This window comes from Pseudomonas umsongensis (genome assembly GCF_012647205.1).
GTDB lineage: Bacteria > Pseudomonadota > Gammaproteobacteria > Pseudomonadales > Pseudomonadaceae > Aquipseudomonas > Aquipseudomonas umsongensis.
The window spans coordinates 1,831,879-1,848,627 of record NZ_CP051487.1; the positions used below are offsets into that span (position 1 = coordinate 1,831,879).

At 56.3% G+C, this 16,749-nt stretch carries 18 protein-coding genes; 15 read left to right on the forward strand and 3 right to left on the reverse strand.

Features of this window, described 5'->3' with window-relative positions:
* Window positions 1–99: 99 nt before the first annotated feature.
* The 11 genes from HGP31_RS08315 to HGP31_RS08365 all read left to right on the forward strand — a co-directional run bounded on the left by HGP31_RS08315 (window position 100) and on the right by HGP31_RS08365 (window position 10,135).
* Complete coding sequence (locus tag HGP31_RS08315; RefSeq protein ID WP_003183998.1) at window positions 100–471, forward strand: chemotaxis response regulator CheY; 372 nt, start codon at window positions 100–102, stop codon at window positions 469–471.
* Window positions 472–490: 19 nt separating this feature from the next.
* On the forward strand, window positions 491–1,279 hold the full coding sequence (locus tag HGP31_RS08320; protein ID WP_020796974.1) for a protein phosphatase CheZ: 789 nt from the start codon (window positions 491–493) through the stop codon (window positions 1,277–1,279).
* Between the two features lie 45 nt (window positions 1,280–1,324).
* A complete protein-coding gene (locus tag HGP31_RS08325; protein WP_168757448.1) occupies window positions 1,325–3,589 on the forward strand; it encodes a chemotaxis protein CheA in 2,265 nt (754 codons plus the stop codon).
* A gap of 51 nt (window positions 3,590–3,640) precedes the next feature.
* Window positions 3,641–4,783 carry a protein-glutamate methylesterase/protein-glutamine glutaminase gene (locus tag HGP31_RS08330; RefSeq protein ID WP_020797022.1) on the forward strand — a complete coding sequence of 381 codons (1,143 nt, stop codon included), beginning with the start codon at window positions 3,641–3,643 and terminating at the stop codon, window positions 4,781–4,783.
* Window positions 4,783–5,523 carry a flagellar motor protein gene (locus HGP31_RS08335; RefSeq protein WP_020796976.1) on the forward strand — a complete coding sequence of 247 codons (741 nt, stop codon included), beginning with the start codon at window positions 4,783–4,785 and terminating at the stop codon, window positions 5,521–5,523. The genes HGP31_RS08330 and HGP31_RS08335 overlap by 1 nt, the downstream gene beginning before the upstream one ends.
* Window positions 5,524–5,538: 15 nt before the next feature.
* Window positions 5,539–6,429 (forward strand): flagellar motor protein MotD, encoded by an 891-nt coding sequence (gene motD, locus HGP31_RS08340; RefSeq protein WP_020796977.1) that lies wholly within the window; start codon window positions 5,539–5,541, stop codon window positions 6,427–6,429.
* A 42-nt stretch (window positions 6,430–6,471) separates the two neighbouring features.
* Entirely contained in the window at window positions 6,472–7,260 is a 789-nt protein-coding gene (locus HGP31_RS08345; protein WP_168757449.1) for a ParA family protein, read from the forward strand.
* Window positions 7,261–7,377: 117 nt separating this feature from the next.
* Window positions 7,378–8,301, forward strand: a complete 924-nt coding sequence (locus tag HGP31_RS08350) for a CheW domain-containing protein (protein WP_168757450.1) — start codon at window positions 7,378–7,380, stop codon at window positions 8,299–8,301.
* Between the two features lie 42 nt (window positions 8,302–8,343).
* Entirely contained in the window at window positions 8,344–8,829 is a 486-nt protein-coding gene (locus HGP31_RS08355) for a chemotaxis protein CheW (protein WP_007980742.1), read from the forward strand.
* Complete coding sequence (locus HGP31_RS08360; protein WP_020796980.1) at window positions 8,830–9,222, forward strand: DUF2802 domain-containing protein; 393 nt, start codon at window positions 8,830–8,832, stop codon at window positions 9,220–9,222.
* Between the two features lie 649 nt (window positions 9,223–9,871).
* Entirely contained in the window at window positions 9,872–10,135 is a 264-nt protein-coding gene (locus tag HGP31_RS08365; RefSeq protein ID WP_168757451.1) for a hypothetical protein, read from the forward strand.
* 69 nt (window positions 10,136–10,204) lie between these two features.
* Here HGP31_RS08365 and HGP31_RS08370 read toward each other — a convergent pair whose 3' ends face one another.
* Window positions 10,205–10,519, reverse strand: coding sequence for an EscU/YscU/HrcU family type III secretion system export apparatus switch protein (locus tag HGP31_RS08370; protein ID WP_168757452.1), 315 nt, complete (start codon window positions 10,517–10,519; stop codon window positions 10,205–10,207).
* Window positions 10,520–10,914: 395 nt separating this feature from the next.
* On the opposite strand from HGP31_RS08370, the gene HGP31_RS08375 reads away from it, so the two are divergent.
* The 4 genes from HGP31_RS08375 to solA are packed head-to-tail and all read left to right on the forward strand — an operon-like array spanning window position 10,915 to window position 14,649.
* Window positions 10,915–11,748, forward strand: coding sequence for a pyrroline-5-carboxylate reductase family protein (locus HGP31_RS08375; RefSeq protein ID WP_168757453.1), 834 nt, complete (start codon window positions 10,915–10,917; stop codon window positions 11,746–11,748).
* Window positions 11,726–12,577 (forward strand): methyltransferase, encoded by an 852-nt coding sequence (locus HGP31_RS08380; protein ID WP_168757454.1) that lies wholly within the window; start codon window positions 11,726–11,728, stop codon window positions 12,575–12,577. Before HGP31_RS08375 ends, HGP31_RS08380 begins: the two co-directional genes overlap by 23 nt.
* A gap of 4 nt (window positions 12,578–12,581) precedes the next feature.
* Complete coding sequence (locus tag HGP31_RS08385) at window positions 12,582–13,499, forward strand: EamA family transporter (protein WP_168757455.1); 918 nt, start codon at window positions 12,582–12,584, stop codon at window positions 13,497–13,499.
* Window positions 13,489–14,649, forward strand: a complete 1,161-nt coding sequence (gene solA, locus HGP31_RS08390) for an N-methyl-L-tryptophan oxidase (RefSeq protein WP_168757456.1) — start codon at window positions 13,489–13,491, stop codon at window positions 14,647–14,649. Before HGP31_RS08385 ends, solA begins: the two co-directional genes overlap by 11 nt.
* A 64-nt stretch (window positions 14,650–14,713) precedes the next feature.
* On the opposite strand, the gene HGP31_RS08395 is transcribed toward solA, so the two are convergent.
* Together HGP31_RS08395 and fliK are read right to left on the reverse strand one after the other, a co-directional pair.
* Complete coding sequence (locus tag HGP31_RS08395; protein ID WP_168757457.1) at window positions 14,714–15,052, reverse strand: EscU/YscU/HrcU family type III secretion system export apparatus switch protein; 339 nt, start codon at window positions 15,050–15,052, stop codon at window positions 14,714–14,716.
* Window positions 15,049–16,617: a flagellar hook-length control protein FliK gene (gene fliK, locus HGP31_RS08400; RefSeq protein WP_168757458.1), complete on the reverse strand. Its 1,569-nt coding sequence runs from the start codon at window positions 16,615–16,617 to the stop codon at window positions 15,049–15,051. Before fliK ends, HGP31_RS08395 begins: the two co-directional genes overlap by 4 nt.
* Window positions 16,618–16,749: the final 132 nt, after the last annotated feature.

Sequence of the window (16,749 nt, forward strand, 5' to 3'; positions counted from 1 at the left end):
TCCCAAACAGTCATCGAGTGTTTTGCCAGATTGATAGAAATGGCGTGTCCAGGTGCTGGGCGCGTTTTAGTCTGCTTGGAGGTCGAATTGGACAAGAACATGAAAATCCTCATCGTTGATGACTTCTCAACGATGCGGCGGATCATCAAGAACCTGTTGCGTGACCTTGGGTTCACCAACACGGTCGAGGCCGACGATGGCACTACCGCCATTCCGGTACTCAACAGCGGGAGCATCGACTTTCTGGTGACGGACTGGAACATGCCTGGCATGACCGGTATCGATCTGCTGCGTCATGTGCGCGCCGATGAAAAACTCAAGCACCTGCCAGTGCTGATGGTGACTGCCGAAGCCAAGCGCGAGCAGATCATCGAAGCGGCCCAGGCCGGCGTAAATGGCTACGTGGTCAAACCCTTCACGGCCCAGGCGTTGAAAGAAAAAATCGAGAAGATTTTCGAACGCATCGGTTGAACTGCGCCACGGGGGAGCTATGGAGCATAACGAGTCATCCCAGGGCGATTTTGAATCGACCCTGAAAAAACACGCCGTTGAATTGGTCGCGAGCCTTGAAAAGGGCAGGTTCGGCGATGCTGTGCAATTGATCCATGAGCTCAACCAGACCCGTGACCGTGGCCTGTATCAGGAAGTGGGCAAGCTCACCCGCGAGCTGCATAGCGCGATCGTCAATTTCCAGATTGACCCGCACATGCCGCAAGCCGAGGAAGTGTCACAGATCACCGACGCCACCGAGCGCCTGGGGTATGTGGTCAAACTGACGGAAGCCGCCGCCAACCGCACCATGGACCTGGTGGAAAACGCCACGCCATTGGTCAACGGCCTGGCTGAAGAGGCGCAGGGCTTGAGCGCCGACTGGGGACGGTTCATGCGGCGCGAAGTCGGGGCCGAAGAGTTTCGTGAACTGGCCCGGCGCGTCGATGGTTTCCTGGCGCGCAGCAGCGCAGACAATCGCGCCGTGTCCAGCAACCTCAACGACATTCTGCTCGCCCAGGATTACCAGGACCTTACCGGCCAGGTGATCAAGCGTGTGACCCAACTGGTCACCGAAGTGGAAAGCAACCTGCTCAAGCTCGTGCTGATGGCCAGTCAGGTGGACCGCTTTGCGGGCATCGAACATGACCGTGCGGCAATGCTTGCAGAAAAAGATCCACAAAAACATCTCTCCAAGGGTGAAGGTCCGCAGATTCATGCCGATAAAAGAGAAGACGTTATGTCCGGTCAGGACGATGTGGACGATTTGCTATCCAGCCTGGGTTTTTAAAATTCAGGTTTTTTGGGTTTTTAGACCTGTAGGAGCACCCCCTTAATGAGCTTCGGCGCCGATGAAGAGATCCTTCAGGATTTCCTGGTTGAGGCCGGCGAGATTCTAGAGCAACTGTCCGAGCAACTGGTCGAGCTGGAAAGCCGTCCGGATGATGCGGACTTGCTCAATGCAATTTTTCGCGGTTTTCACACTGTAAAAGGGGGCGCCGGCTTCCTCCAGCTCAACGAGCTGGTGGAGTGCTGCCACATCGCCGAGAACGTGTTCGACATCCTGCGCAAGGGCGAACGTCGCGTCGACTCGGAATTGATGGACGTGGTCCTCGAAGCGCTGGATGCGGTGAACGGCATGTTCAGCGAAGTGCGCGAGCGTAGTCCGGTCACGGCTGCAACACCTGAGCTGCTGGCGGCACTGGCGCGTCTGGCCGAGCCGCAATCAGCTGACGAAGTGGCTGCTGCGCCCGTTGCTCCAGAGGTCGAAGCGCCTGTGGTTGCCGCCGATTCAGGCGATATCACCGATAACGAATTCGAACAATTGCTGGACTCGCTGAACGCCGTGAAGGCTCAGGCCGAGGCGCCGGCAGTTGTTCCCGCACCCGCCAGCGAAGTGCCTGCCAGCGACGAAATCACCGACGCCGAGTTCGAGTCGTTGCTCGATCAACTGCACGGCAAGGGCAAGTTCGCCGTCGATGCAGTGGCCCCGGCACCCGCCGCGCCGCCAGAGGCGTCAGCGGCGAAAGAGGCGGGCGATAGCGCCGACATCACCGACGAAGAATTCGAGGCCTTGCTCGACCAGCTGCATGGCAAAGGCAACTTTGCCGTTGAGGCGCTGGAGTCGGCCATTGCCTCTGTGCCAGCACCGGCAGCGCCAACTGCAGCGGCGGCCGGCAGTGATCTGATCAGCGATCATGAATTCGAGGCACTGCTCGACGAATTGCACGGCAAAGGCAAGTTCAGCGAAGTCGGCACCGCGACAACGGCCAGCAGCTCGAACGCCTCCGTGGCGGCATCGACCGCCAAGGTTGTCGCACCCAAGCCCGTTGCCAAGGCGCCCGAACCGCAAGCCAAAGCGCCGGCAGCCGCAGCACCAGTCGCGGCCCGAGCTCCGGCCGCGCCGCCTGCGGAAAAACCGGCCAGTGAAGCCGAGACCACCGTGCGGGTCGATACCGCGCGGCTCGACGAGATCATGAACATGGTCGGCGAGTTGGTGCTGGTGCGTAACCGCCTGGTGCGCCTGGGCGCCAACAGTGCCGACGAAGCCATGTCCAAGGCCGTGTCGAACCTCGACGTGGTCACGGCCGACCTGCAGACGGCGGTCATGAAGACCCGGATGCAGCCGATCAAGAAAGTGTTCGGACGCTTCCCGCGCCTGGTTCGCGACCTGGCGCGCCAGCTCAAGAAAGAGATCAACCTGGAACTGGTCGGCGAAGACACCGACCTCGACAAGAACCTGGTCGAAGCCCTGGCCGACCCGCTGGTCCACCTGGTGCGCAACGCGGTCGACCACGGCATCGAATCGCCGGAAGAGCGCGAAGCGTCGGGCAAGGCCCGTGGCGGCAAGGTGATCCTGGCGGCCGAGCAGGAAGGCGATCACATCCTGTTGTCGATTTCCGATGATGGCAAAGGCATGGACCCCAACGTCCTGCGTGCCATCGCGGTAAAACGCGGTGTGATGGACAAGGACGCGGCCGACCGCCTGAGCGATACCGAGTGCTACAACCTGATCTTCGCCCCGGGCTTCTCGACCAAGACCGAGATCTCCGACGTGTCGGGTCGTGGCGTGGGCATGGACGTGGTGAAAACCAAGATCTCCCAGCTCAACGGTTCGATCAACATCTACTCGGCCAAGGGCCAGGGATCGAAGATCGTCATCAAGGTGCCGCTGACCCTGGCGATCATGCCGACCCTCATGGTCATGCTCGGCAACCAGGCGTTCGCCTTCCCGCTGGTGAACGTCAACGAAATTTTCCACCTCGACCTGTCGCGCACCAACGTGGTGGACGGCCAGGAAGTGGTGATCGTGCGGGACAAGGCACTGCCGTTGTTCTACCTCAAGCGCTGGCTGGTCAGCTCCGCCGCTCACGAAGAGCAGCGCGAAGGCCATGTGGTGATCCTTTCGGTGGGCACCCAGCGGATCGGCTTTGTCGTCGACCAGTTGGTGGGCCAGGAAGAAGTGGTCATCAAGCCATTGGGCAAAATGCTCCAGGGAACCCCGGGCATGTCGGGCGCCACCATTACCGGTGACGGCCGCATCGCGCTGATTCTCGATGTTCCGAGCATGCTCAAGCGTTACGCCGCACGGCGTATTTGATTCTGGCGCAGCGGTGGCGACTGACGCCTCGCTGCGTCTAATGGAGTGTTTATGGCAGTCAAGGTCCTGGTGGTGGACGATTCGGGTTTTTTCCGCCGCCGCGTCTCGGAAATTCTTTCCGCGGATCCGAATATCCAGGTCGTCGGCACGGCGACCAACGGCAAAGAGGCGATTGATCAGGCGTTGGCCCTCAAGCCGGACGTGATCACCATGGACTACGAGATGCCGATGATGGACGGCATCACCGCGGTACGGCATATCATGCAGCGCTGCCCGACCCCGGTCCTGATGTTTTCGTCGCTGACCCACGAAGGCGCCCGGGTCACCCTGGACGCGCTGGATGCCGGCGCGGTGGACTTCCTGCCGAAGAACTTCGAAGACATCTCGCGCAACCCCGAGAAGGTCAAGCAACTGCTGTGCGAGAAGATTCTCAGCATCTCGCGCAGTAATCGTCGTGTCAGCAGCTACAGTGCGCCGGCGCCGGTGGTAGCACCGACTCCAGTGCCAACGCCAACTCCAACGCCATCGAGCAGCATCGGTTATGGCAGCAGCGCGCTTGTGCGCCCGTCTCCCGCACCGATCCCGGCCCGTGCACCTGCGCAGGCTCCGTCGTCGCCAGCGCCGAAACGCAAAGCCTACAAGTTGCTGGCTATCGGCACGTCCACCGGCGGCCCGGTGGCCTTGCAGCGGGTATTGACCCAGCTGCCAGCCAACTTCCCCGCACCGATCGTGCTGGTCCAGCACATGCCGGCGGCCTTCACCAAGGCGTTCGCTGAACGCCTGGACAAGCTTTGCCGGATCAGCGTCAAGGAAGCCGAGGACGGCGACATCCTGCGTCCGGGCCTGGCGTTGTTGGCGCCTGGTGGCAAGCAAATGATGATCGACGGCCGGGGAGCGGTGAAAATCCTCCCGGGCGACGAGCGCTTGAACTACAAGCCGTGCGTGGACATCACCTTCGGTTCGGCGGCCAAGTCCTATGGCGACAAAGTTCTGGCGGTGGTACTGACCGGCATGGGCGCGGACGGTCGCGAAGGCGCGCGCCTGCTCAAGCAGAGCGGCAGTTCGATCTGGGCCCAGGATGAAGCCAGCTGCGTGATCTATGGCATGCCCATGGCCATCGTCAAGGCCGAACTGGCCGACGCAGTGTATGCGCTGGACGACATCGGCCGGCACATCGTCGAGGCCTGCGTCTGATGGACGTTTTAAGTCTCATCGGCATCATCATGGCGTTCGTCGCCATCATTGGCGGCAACTACCTCGAAGGCGGGCATATCGGTGCGCTGGCCAACGGACCGGCCGCGTTGATCGTGCTGGGCGGGACCATTGGCGCGGCGTTGTTGCAATCGCCCATGAGCGCCTTCAAGCGGGCCATGCAAATTCTGGCGTGGATCCTGTTTCCTCCGCGGGTCGACCTGGCCGGTGGCATCGATCGCGTCGTCAACTGGAGCCTGACCGCCCGCAAGGAAGGCCTGCTCGGGCTGGAAGGGGTGGCCGATGCCGAACCCGACAACTACTCGCGCAAAGGCCTGCAGTTGTTGGTCGATGGCGCCGAGCCGGAAGCGATCCGCAGCATTCTGGAGGTGGACTTCTACACCCAGGAAAGCCGCGACATCGAAGCCGCCAAGGTCTTCGAAAGCATGGGCGGTTATGCGCCGACCATCGGCATCATCGGCGCGGTGATGGGCCTGATTCACGTCATGGGCAACCTGGGCGATCCGTCGCAGCTGGGCAATGGCATCGCCGTGGCCTTCGTCGCCACCATCTATGGCGTGGCCAGTGCCAACCTGGTGTTGCTGCCGATTGCCGCCAAGCTCAAGTCCATCGCGTTGCGCCAGTCGCGTTATCGCGAAATGTTGCTGGAAGGAATCCTGTCGATCGCCGAAGGTGAAAACCCGCGCTCTATCGAGTTGAAGCTCCAGGGCTTCATGGATTGATGGGGGTAATGGACTATGGCTCGTCGTCGTCAACATGATGAACATGTAAATCATGAACGTTGGCTGGTTTCCTACGCCGACTTCATCACCTTGCTCTTCGCGTTTTTCGTGGTGATGTACTCGATTTCGTCGATCAACGAAGGCAAGTACAAGGTCATTTCCGAGGCGCTGGTGGGCGTCTTTACCGATAGCGATCGTGCGCTCAAGCCGATCCCCATCGGTGACGAGCGGCCGAAGACCGTGACTCCGGCCAAGCCATTGGTCAAGGACAGCGACCAGGTCGATGCCGGTGTCTCGGGTGCCAGCGATCCGCTTAAAAGCATTGCCGATGACATCAGCGCGGCCTTTGGCGACCTGATCAGCTCCAATCAAATGACCGTGCGCGGCAACGAGTTGTGGGTCGAGATCGAACTCAATTCCAGCCTGTTGTTCGGCAGCGGCGATGCCATGCCCAGCGACATTGCCTTCAACATCATCGACAAGGTAGCGGCGATCCTCAAGCCATTCGACAACCCGATCCACGTCGAAGGCTTCACCGACGACCAACCGATCCGCACCGCGCAGTATCCCACCAACTGGGAACTGTCTTCGGCGCGCTCGGCCAGCATCGTGCGCATGCTGGCGATGCAAGGGGTAAACCCTGGTCGCTTGGCATCGGTGGGGTATGGCGAGTTCCAGCCAGTGGCCAATAACGCCACGGCCGAGGGCCGCGCGCGCAACCGTCGCGTGGTGCTGGTGGTGTCACGCAACCTGGACATACGTCGCAGCCTCACGGCAACCGGAGCGGCCAATGCACAACCGGATGCCGCGTTGAAGCGTGCTGGCACACAAACTGCACCGACCAAGGTCATGTCGCCGGTACGAGAGAACGCCGTCAATTCTCCGTCACCCGCATTAACACGTTGAGCTAATTCCCGGTCGATCCGTTCGGGCGGGAGGAACAATCGAATGAGAGTCTGGGCAGTCGCCAATCAAAAGGGTGGTGTCGGTAAAACCACTTCCTCCATCGCTCTAGCCGGGTTACTGGCCGAGGCGGGCAAGCGCGTGGTCGTGGTCGACCTCGACCCCCACGGCTCCATGACCAGCTATTTCGGTTATGACCCCGACACCCTGGAACACAGCAACTACGACTTGTTCCTGCATAAAGGCAGCGTGCCCCAGGGCCTGCCCGGTCAGTTGTTGCTGCCCACCAGTCACGAGTCCATTTCGCTGTTGCCATCGAGTACCGCGCTGGCCACCCTTGAACGCCAGTCGCCGGGCCAGAGTGGCCTGGGCCTGGTGATCGCCAAGAGCCTGGCGCAGTTATGGCAGGACTTCGATTACGCCGTGATCGACAGCCCGCCACTGCTCGGGGTGCTGATGGTCAATGCCTTGGCGGCGAGCCAGCAACTGGTGATTCCGGTGCAGACCGAACACCTGGCGGTCAAAGGCCTGGAGCGCATGGTCAACACCCTGGCGATGATCAATCGTTCGCGCAAGCAAGCCTTGCCGTTCACCATCGTGCCGACCCTGTTCGATCGCCGCACCCAGGCGTCCCTCGGTACGCTGCGGGTGTTGCGCGATAAGTTTCCAGAAGAGATCTGGCAGGGCTACATCCCGGTCGACACACGCCTGCGCGATGCCAGTCGGGCGGGGCTGACGCCTTCGCAATTCGACGGCAAGAGCCGTGGCGTCGTTGCCTACCGCGCGCTGCTCAAGCATCTGCTGGCGGCCCAACTCGTCGCGCAGGTGGCATAAAATGACACCGATCCCTGTAGGAGCTGCCGCAGGCTGCGATCTTTTGATCTGGCTTTGCGGCGCGTCTGAAATCGCTAAAAGATCGCAGCCTGCGGCAGCTCCTACAGGTGCGCGCCCATGAACCGGCCATTGAAGATCACATCGCGCCCGCAACTGGCGCTGCAGTCTTATCTGGACAGCCTGCTGCAAGACATTACTGAGGAACTTGCGCCGCCCTTCGAAGCCCCTCCCGAGGTGGTCGAGGTTGAAGCCGCGCTGGATGAATTCCAGGCCGCGGTGCTTGAAGAACAAGCTCGCGATGCCGTAGTGGCTACCTCAAAGGTGGTAGCGCCGATTGCGCAGGCACCCGTCGCCGTGGTGGACAGCCCGGCCCCCGTTCTGGCACCGGTCTCGACTATCGCGCCCTTGCTGCAAGCCTTGGCGCCGCCGGCCATGGACGAACCAGAAATTTTGGTTCCTGTCCCTGTCGAAGTGCAGCAGGTGCTGGTACCACCCGTGGTCGAAGTCCATCTGCCACCCGCCAACACGCCGCCACCGGCAGAAACCAACGGTCGTCCGGCCTGGGCGGCCGAGCCCTTCGAATGCCTGTTGTTCGATGTCGCTGGGTTGACCCTGGCAGTGCCCCTGGTGTGCCTGGGTTCGATCTATCCACTGTCCGGTCATGAACTGACGTCGCTGTTCGGCCAGCCGGAGTGGTTCCTCGGCATCCTGCCGAGCCAGGCAGGCAACCTGAAGGTGCTGGACACGGCCCGTTGGGTCATGCCCGACCGCTACCGCGAGGACTTCAAGCAGGGCCTGCAATACGTGATTTCCGTCCAGGGCTATGAGTGGGGGCTGGCGGTGCATCAGGTCAGTCGCTCGTTGCGCCTGGACCCGAACGAAATCAAATGGCGCAGTCACCGTGGCCAGCGGCCATGGCTGGCGGGCACGGTGATTGAACACATGTGTGCATTGCTCGATGTTTCCGAACTGGCCGAATTGATTGCCAGCGGCGGAGCCCGGCACATGGGCGGCAGCAAGCCGCCGCATAAACCTACATAACAGAACAATACCGCCAGGGCGGTTTCTTGAGGGGATCAGGGTATGAATGACAAGGCGACGGCGGCAAAGGGTTCCGAAGATCCGATCCTGCAATGGGTCACCTTCAAGCTGGACAACGAAACCTACGGCATCAACGTGATGCGCGTCCAGGAAGTCCTGCGCTACACCGAAATCGCCCCGGTACCGGGCGCTCCGAGCTATGTGCTGGGCATCATCAACCTGCGCGGCAACGTGGTCACCGTGATCGACACCCGCCAGCGCTTCGGCCTGATGAATGCCGAAATCAGCGACAACACCCGCATCGTCATCATCGAAGCCGACAAGCAAGTGGTGGGGATCATGGTCGACAGCGTGGCCGAAGTGGTTTACCTGCGTCAGTCGGAAATCGAGACAGCGCCGAACGTCGGTAACGAAGAGTCCGCCAAGTTCATTCAAGGCGTGTGCAACAAGAACAACGAACTGCTGATCCTGGTCGAACTCGACAAGATGATGAGCGAAGAAGAATGGTCGGAACTGGAGAGTATCTGATTGATTCTAGAGGTGGCGGTGATTGTCCTGTTCCTGTTCTGGGCAGGCACGCTGGCAATGTTCTTGTCCTACATCCGTGGGCAAAAGCTGATCGCCGCGCAACAGGCCCAGGGCGATGCGCAGCGTGACCAGCGCATCAAGGACCTGGGCAGGCGCGTCGACAACTACCAGGATGGCAATGTGCGCATGGGCGAAGAGCTGCATGAATTGCGCACGCTCGTCGCGCCATTGCCGGACAAACTCACCCGACTGGAACAGCGCGATCCCAAGAGCCTGTCGTTTGATCAGGCGGCGAAGCTGGTCGGTATGGGTGCCAGTGTCGACGAACTGACCCAGTCTTGTGGCCTGACCCAGGCCGAGGCGGAGTTGATGAGCAAGGTGCATAAGAACTGAGCGTACACCCGGATCGTTCCCACGCTCTGCGTGGGAATGCCTCCAGGGACGCTCCGCGTTCCGCTTCCAGGGTGTGACGCGCAGCGCCAGGGGCTTGGTCCGGGCGGTATTCCTACGATGGCGTTCTACAACCCTCAACAGTCTTCCATGCCATTGCCTGTTTCAAGAATAAGGTATCGAAAAAGTCATTGCGAATCATGCCAGCGATATTCGTGGTGATTTCCCTGGCCTCGCTGAATCACTCCAAAGGCGTTGCAATACCGCTCTCGGTGTATGTGCTCGGCATAAATTCAGGGTGGGTAGGTGGCAAAGCGTTTCTACCCGAATCACAGTGGGGAACTCAAGGGAGGGGTTGGTGCTGGGAGGCACGATCAAGGTGTTGATTGTGTATTAGTGTTTCTTTGCCTGGCGTTACTACAGTGGCTGCCAGGAGGCAATGCATACCGAGCGAGCCAATGAAACCACGGCGGTGGCGTGGTCTGCACTCGTGGCTGGACTTATCAATGGCTTGATGTCCGGTCGTAGCCATTTGCTATTACGTTACTTTTGATAGTTGCGCTGTTTTATCAGGAACCTTAATTTTGTCGTCGAACTTACGTAGTTGGTTCGATAACTAATTTATTGATTTCTATTTTAAGGAATGTTTAGCATGGAGCAGGAACTATCTCGTCATACAGGATTCGTCGAGACTTTTGAGTTGGAGTATCCGTGTTTGACCATAACGGCCGGCGCGAAAGGAACAGTTCGGGCCTCATTTAATGGTGCTCTCTGTGAACTGCGCGGGCGTGACTTAATGGGCATGGAATATCTGTTGCCACTTGTTGGTTCACGTATTTCTTTTAATATCTACACAATGCAAGGTAGAAAAATTGCGGGTGATATTAGGCCGGAAGTAAGTGTTAGCGATGCCTGACTGAAGTATTGCTCAAAGTTGTCGCGTTGGCTGTCACTTCAAATGAGTGGCAGCCAACACGTTGTCGTTTTACTCAGTTATATCGCGCTCCACTATCCCTCCATCCGGATCCTGCCCCACCGGAAACTTACCCTTCAAATTCCACGCAAACGCAATGACCTCGGCAACCGTCAGATAAAGCTCCTGCGGAATACTGTCCCCCAACTCCATCCGCGCCAGCAGGCTCACCAGTTCGGCATTCTCATAGATCGGCACTTCGCAGTCGCGAGCGATGCGCAGGATTTCTTCCGCCAGTTCTTCGTCGCCCTTGGCCGAGAGGGTAGGGGCGTGGGTGCCGTCGTACTTGAGGGCGATGGCCTGGCGGGGAGCGTTGGGGTTTTTCATGCGTTTTCGTCGACCCAGCGTTGTTCGAGACGGGTTTGCATTGAGGCGGTTGGTAATTGAGACAGTGGTCGCCTGACAATCGGATGGGGGATTTGGCTTTTGTAAGTGTTACGGAATGATTCATGTTTCATCCTCATTAAGGAAGTTAAGTCCTACTCTTAAGAAGATCTATTTAGACTGTTGCGGTCAATTTGAGTCCTACACAGTAATGTACGAGGTTTCCTACAGGCTTGCCTGTTTTTGAACGATGTGAATGTGTTGAATTTTGTTTGGTTGTGGCTTTTGCATTGACAGGTTTGAGCGTCAGTCATTAAGTTTGTTCTGCAGGTGGATATTGTTTGATTAAGTCTTAAGGGGTTGAGTGTTGCGCAATTAACGTACAAGAGGACGGTTTCGTGAACAATATTTATATTATAGGTGTTGGTCAAATGGGGCGGGCAATTTTGTTCGGGCTAAGACGGAGCATTATTGATTGCCATTTAAAGCCGATTGAAGTCTGTGCTGATCGAGCAGCCTATCTGGCTTCCTGCGGCGTTGAGGTAAGTAAGCGAATTGAAAGTATTGATGATGACGATGTTGTTATTTTAGCTGTCCCACCCCAGCAATTTCAGAGCGTGGTTCGCGACAATCAGTTATTGCTTTCTCACCGTGGACCGGTCATCTCCGTCATGGCTGGCATCACTACTAATTCGCTTTGCCGTACCTTAGGTCATACGCGGATAGTTCGTTCGATTCCAAATACTCCGTCAGAGGTGCAGGAAGGCGTTACTTTTTACTATGTCCAAGAAAGTGCCGGCAGTGATTTGATAACTGTCGCAGAAAAAATTTTCGGCACGATTGGCATTTGCATGCAAGTTGATAATGAGTGGCAGCTTGATTCAGGTACAGCGCTCGCAGGAGGTGGCCCCGCATTGGTCGCGTATTTTGCCAATGCGTTACTGTTATACGCAGAGAGCGAAGGGTTTGACTCCAAGGTCGCTTGGGAAGTTTCTACGCAGTTGTTATACGGAACCTCCTTGCTTTTGAAATCAACCAGAAAAACGCCGATGCAATTGTGTGAGGAGGTGCAAACCAAAGGCGGTACAACCGAACGAGCAGTCCAGTTGTTCGATCAGCATGACTTCAATGGCGTTATGTTATCTGCTCTAGCTGCCGCTGCGGAGCGTTCAAAAGAATTGGAAGCGTATTTTCTTTCGGAGAATCGTAATGAGCGTAGACAGGTCGACTAAAGTCCACTTTGATTGTCTCAATGAATCCAGGGTGAAGGGTGACTTATATAGCGTCTATTTTGGATTGGGGCACTGTATTGAGCTTATTGATGATCCCGCAGTTTTTAAAGTGAGTCTCGCGGGAGAAGCCTTTGGGTCGCTGATAGCGCGCTATGTTACTGAAGAGTGTAAGGGGTTCAGGTTTTTGGATCTTGGAACCGGGAGTGGTGTGCATTCATTGTTGCTAAAAAGTATGGGTGCTATATCCATTACTGGGTCTGATATATCCAGAGAGGCGGTTGCAGCGGCAAAGAAAAACGAGTTTTACAACTTTGGCGTCAATACCATTGAGTTTGCTTGTGGCGACCTTTTTCAAGGACTTCCAGAGGTTCCAGAGAAATACGATTTGATTTTGTTTAATCCTCCTGGCTGGAGAACGCCTTCCGATTCGTTCCTTGAGGTGCTCGATAGATCTAACGGGGAGGGACTCGCTATTGATTCTATGTTTTATGGGGATAGAACCTTGGAGAGGTTTTTTGAATCGTTGCCGAAACATTTAATTGATGGTGGAAAGGTCTTGCTAGGCCTTAACTCACTGGTCGGGATTCGACAGGTTATGAGGAGGCTACGAGACTTGCACGAAGAGAGATATGTAATTAACTGCAGGCTTCTAGAGCGACATGACCTTCCTTTGCTACTGTATTCTGAGAAGTGGGCGAGGATACAGGATCATCTGATCGAAGAGATATTGAGCTGGACAAGGGAGGGCGACGCGTACTGCAGTAGGCAGGAGAATGGTCAGATAATCTGGTGTTATGAAATAGTTGAGCTAACTTTGTGGAAGAGATAGCCGTATGTTGCCCTCAAGCAAGCAGCGGTATTTTTTTATCGGATCCCTCAGTGGCGTTCTTGCAAATGTGCTGTTGGGGTTCTCTTCTGTTTTTTGGAAATATATCGGGTCTTTGAGCGCAGTAGAATTGGTTGCTTATAGGGTATATTTGTCTCTGTTGACGGTTTTTCTAATTTTGTGCGCTTGTAAGGGGGTGGGGAGATTTTTTGCTCAGCTTAACATCAGGCTATTGTTTGTACATGCTCTTGCGGCCCTGTTATTAGCCGTTAATTGGGGAGTGTTTATCTGGGCCTCTATCCATGGTCGTGTCCTGGAAAGCAGCTTTGGTTACTTAGTTGCACCCATTATAAGTATTGCAGCGGGTGTTGTCCTGTATAAAGAGCCGGTCACAATATGTAAAGTGGTGGCTGTGGTGATTATGGTAATTAGTGTGCTTTGGCTATTGGTTTTGAATGATGAGCTCGTCGTGAAGGTTTACTTGACTATCGGCATGTCTTGGGGGGGGTACTCATGCCTGAAAAAAATGACATCGCTGAACGTTTTTAACGGTTTGTTCTTGGAGTCTTCTGTGCTTGCCTTTTTTTACACGTTGATTTTACTTTACTCAGATTTAAGTATGGCGATTCCTGAGGATTTTGGGTTGGAGCGTACGATACTGGTGTTTAGCTGTGGTGTAGTGTCAATTGTTCCTTTGGCTTTGTTTTCGCTTTCAGCTAAGCGTCTTACTATGACTTCTATGGGGTTGTTGCAGTTTGTATTGCCGGTCACGCAGTTTTTTGTTGCGGCAGTAATTTACAAGCAAGAATTTTCAACGGCTGTTTTATGTGTGCTATTGGTCGTCATTAGTGGATTGGCTTTGGTAGTGCTTGAGCCGTTTGTAAAAAACAGGTTTTCGCGAAAACGGGGGCAGTATGGGGCGTAGATACAGTGTGGTTGTGATTGGGTTAGGTGTTGTAGGAAGTGCATCGCTTTGGAGGCTTTCGTGCTCGAAAGTCGATGTGCTAGGCGTTGATTCAGCAGCGCCTATAAAATTATTTGGATCATCACATGGGGGGTCCCGAATTTTTAGGCGTGCTTACTGGGAGGGTACGTCATATCTCCCCTTGCTTTCTCAGTCAGATAACCTATGGCAAGAGTTAGACAGGTCATGTAGTAGACGTCTTGTTTTTCCTACTGGGGGGCTATTTGTCGGGCCGGTGGACTCGGGAGTTGTTCCAAAAAGTGTCGCAACCGCGCTGCAGGGGGGAATCAAACACACGCTTTTGTCTGCGACTGAAATTGCTGAGTCGTTTCGTGCTTTTCATGTTCTGGAAGACATGGAAGCTGTATATGAAAAGGGGGCATACACTATTGCAGCAGATGACTCAAAATTGCACATGGTCAACTTGGCTGTCAGGAACGGTGCTGAGGCTCGGTTCGGTACTTCGGTGGAAAGTATACTGAAAACTTCGCAAGGTTTAGCTGTTCAATTGAGTGGCGGCGAACTTATTCATACGGCGCGAGTGATTTTGTCGACGGGGGCAGCGATAGGTAAGATGCTTGTTGATGATCTCTCAGGTTTGGTGCGCTCTCAAAGTGTGCCTGTTTACTGGTTTAAACCTAAGTCGCGGAGAAGTTTGGATTTTTTAAAAAACTTTCCCGCTTTTTTGTATCAGATGTCAGATGGGCGTTTACTTTATGGTACACCTGAAATCAGTAGTGAGGAGCCAGGGGTCAAGATTGGATTTCATAATTACCAGCAAACACCATTTGATTGTTTGTCGCACGGCCAGCCTGTGGAAGGCAGAGTTATCGACCAAATTTCTTCTTGTGTAATGCGGATATTTCCTAGTTTGAATCCAATTCCGTACGCATCAAAAAAATGTATTTATACAATGACTCCGGATGGTTCTTTTATACTGGGGGAGTCAGTTGATTTACCTGGTGTGTTTTATGTTTCGGCATGCTCTGGGCATGGGTTCAAGTTTGCAACTGGGTTGGGAGAGGTGCTTGCGAGAGCTGCATTGGATGGGCGGCTTGAAGAAGAGGTGTCAATATTTAGCATAAGCAGGTTCGCTGCTACCGAAGGTTGATTTATTCGCTAATTAATTACAATAAAATAATAAATGTATTTATGATTGGATAACCCTATGGCAATCACTTATTTGATTGGACGCTCCGGCAGTCCGTTACATCCTTTTCCGCTACTTCAGCAACTGGACCCTGCCCCACCGGAAACTTACCCTTCAAATTCCACGCAAACGCAATGATCTCGGCAACCGTCAGATAAAGCTCCTGCGGAATACTGTCCCCCAACTCCATCCGCGCCAGCAGGCTCACCAGTTCGGCATTCTCATAGATCGGCACTTCGCAGTCGCGAGCGATGCGCAGGATTTCTTCCGCCAGTTCTTCGTCGCCCTTGGCCGAGAGGGTTGGGGCGTGGGTGCCGTCGTACTTGAGAGCGATGGCCTGGCGGGGAGCGTTGGGGTTTTTCATGCGTTTTCGTCGACCCAGCGTTGTTCGAGACGGGTTTGCGGACCTTGGGGTGGTTTGCCGAGGTGGCAGTCGAGATCGCCGACGTTCAGCCCGGCGGCCAGCATTCGCTGGCGCAATGCCGCCAGGTTGCTTTCAATCAGGCTGGCGGTGTAGGCGCGTTCGGCCCAGAGCTGGCTGCTGAGGCTGCCCTGGATCAGTTGTGCCTGAACCTGCAACGGCCCGAGCGGTTCCATGTCGAACGCCAGTTCGATGCGCCACAGTTGTTGCTTGGGCGCTCGTTCCTCCTGGCGTTCCTTGGGTTGTTCTCTTTCGGGGGCCTCCTCGCGCTGGAACTTGACCTGCAACGGCACGATGTCCTGCAGGTTGCGCATCGGAATCTCCAACTGCCAGGTACTCATCAATCGCCCATCCGGTGTGACGCCGGACTGCTCAAGGCTCGACAGTTGGTGGCTTTGCAGGCGTGAGACCGCCGCAGCGGCCAGGCGCAACAGATGCTCCAGGTCGTCTTCGCCGTCGGCGCTTTGCAACAGCCGCTCAGGCAACGGAAAACCAGTCGGCGACGGCTTGGCGCTGACCTGGCCGAGCATGCCCAGGGCATTGCGCACGAAACTCGGCATGGCCTGGGCCAGGGTGTTGGCGGCGATGATCGCACTGAGCTGGGTGCTGGCCGGCAGCCCGGATGACAACTGGCCGATCAGTTTGAGCAGGTCGCCTTTTATGTCAGGCGCCAGGTTCTGGCCGCCCAGCAATTTCGACTCCAGGAAGGCTCCGCTGCTGGCCAGCGCCTGGGCCAGGCCTTTGGCGCTGCTCAATTGCTGGATGTCCGGCAGCCCGGCGAGCAATCTGTCCACGGCCGTGCGCAGCTCGTTTGAAGTCTGCGTCGAGGCTGGCAGGTTTTGCAGCTGTTTGAGCAAACTATCCAGCGAACCCTGGCGGCTTTGTTGGCTGAGCAATTGCTGGGTCACGGCCAGTTGCTCCTGGCGGCTGCTCAAGGGCACGAACTTGAGGGTCTGACCATCCTCTACCTGTGCGCTGAGCAACGTGCCGATGCGCAACGGTTGCGAGCTGTCGATGCTGAGGGTGCTGCCGCTCAGCGCTGTATTGAGCAGGCTGGCCATCGAGCGAAACACCGTGGCTTGCCCCGGTACAGTCGGCAACACCTGGGAGGTCAGCACCTTACCCTGCAGCAGGGTGCCCACCGGCATTTTCGCAGTGTCGATACGGGTGAGGGTGGCGACGCTGGCGGCGATAGCTTGCTGCACGGTGACCGCCAGGTTGCCCGCCGAAGGCTGGGTAACCGCGATGCTGCTGCCTTGGGCCAGGGGTTGATTGCTGATGGCCTGGAGCGTGGTCTGCCGGCCGCTCTCGAGAGTGAGCTTGAGCAGCAATTGAAAGGCCTGATCCGCCTGTTTGAGCGACAGCACTTCAGCTTTGGCGGTCTGGCCTGCGCTGATCAGGCCCTCCATCGGCGTCAGCAGCTTGAGCAACTCGCCACTGACCGCTGGCGCACGCGGGGTCGTCGCGGTGGCCTGCGGTAGGGGGAGGATGTTCATTTCGCCTGTCATACGCGGTCACAACCTTGGGAAATTGCACGCTTGAGAGTAGGAAATGGCATGTATAATGCCGCCCCGTTGTATACAGAATGCGGAAAATTTCCCAGTTAATTGACGCAGCTCTCTCGTCCGGGCCGCCAATAC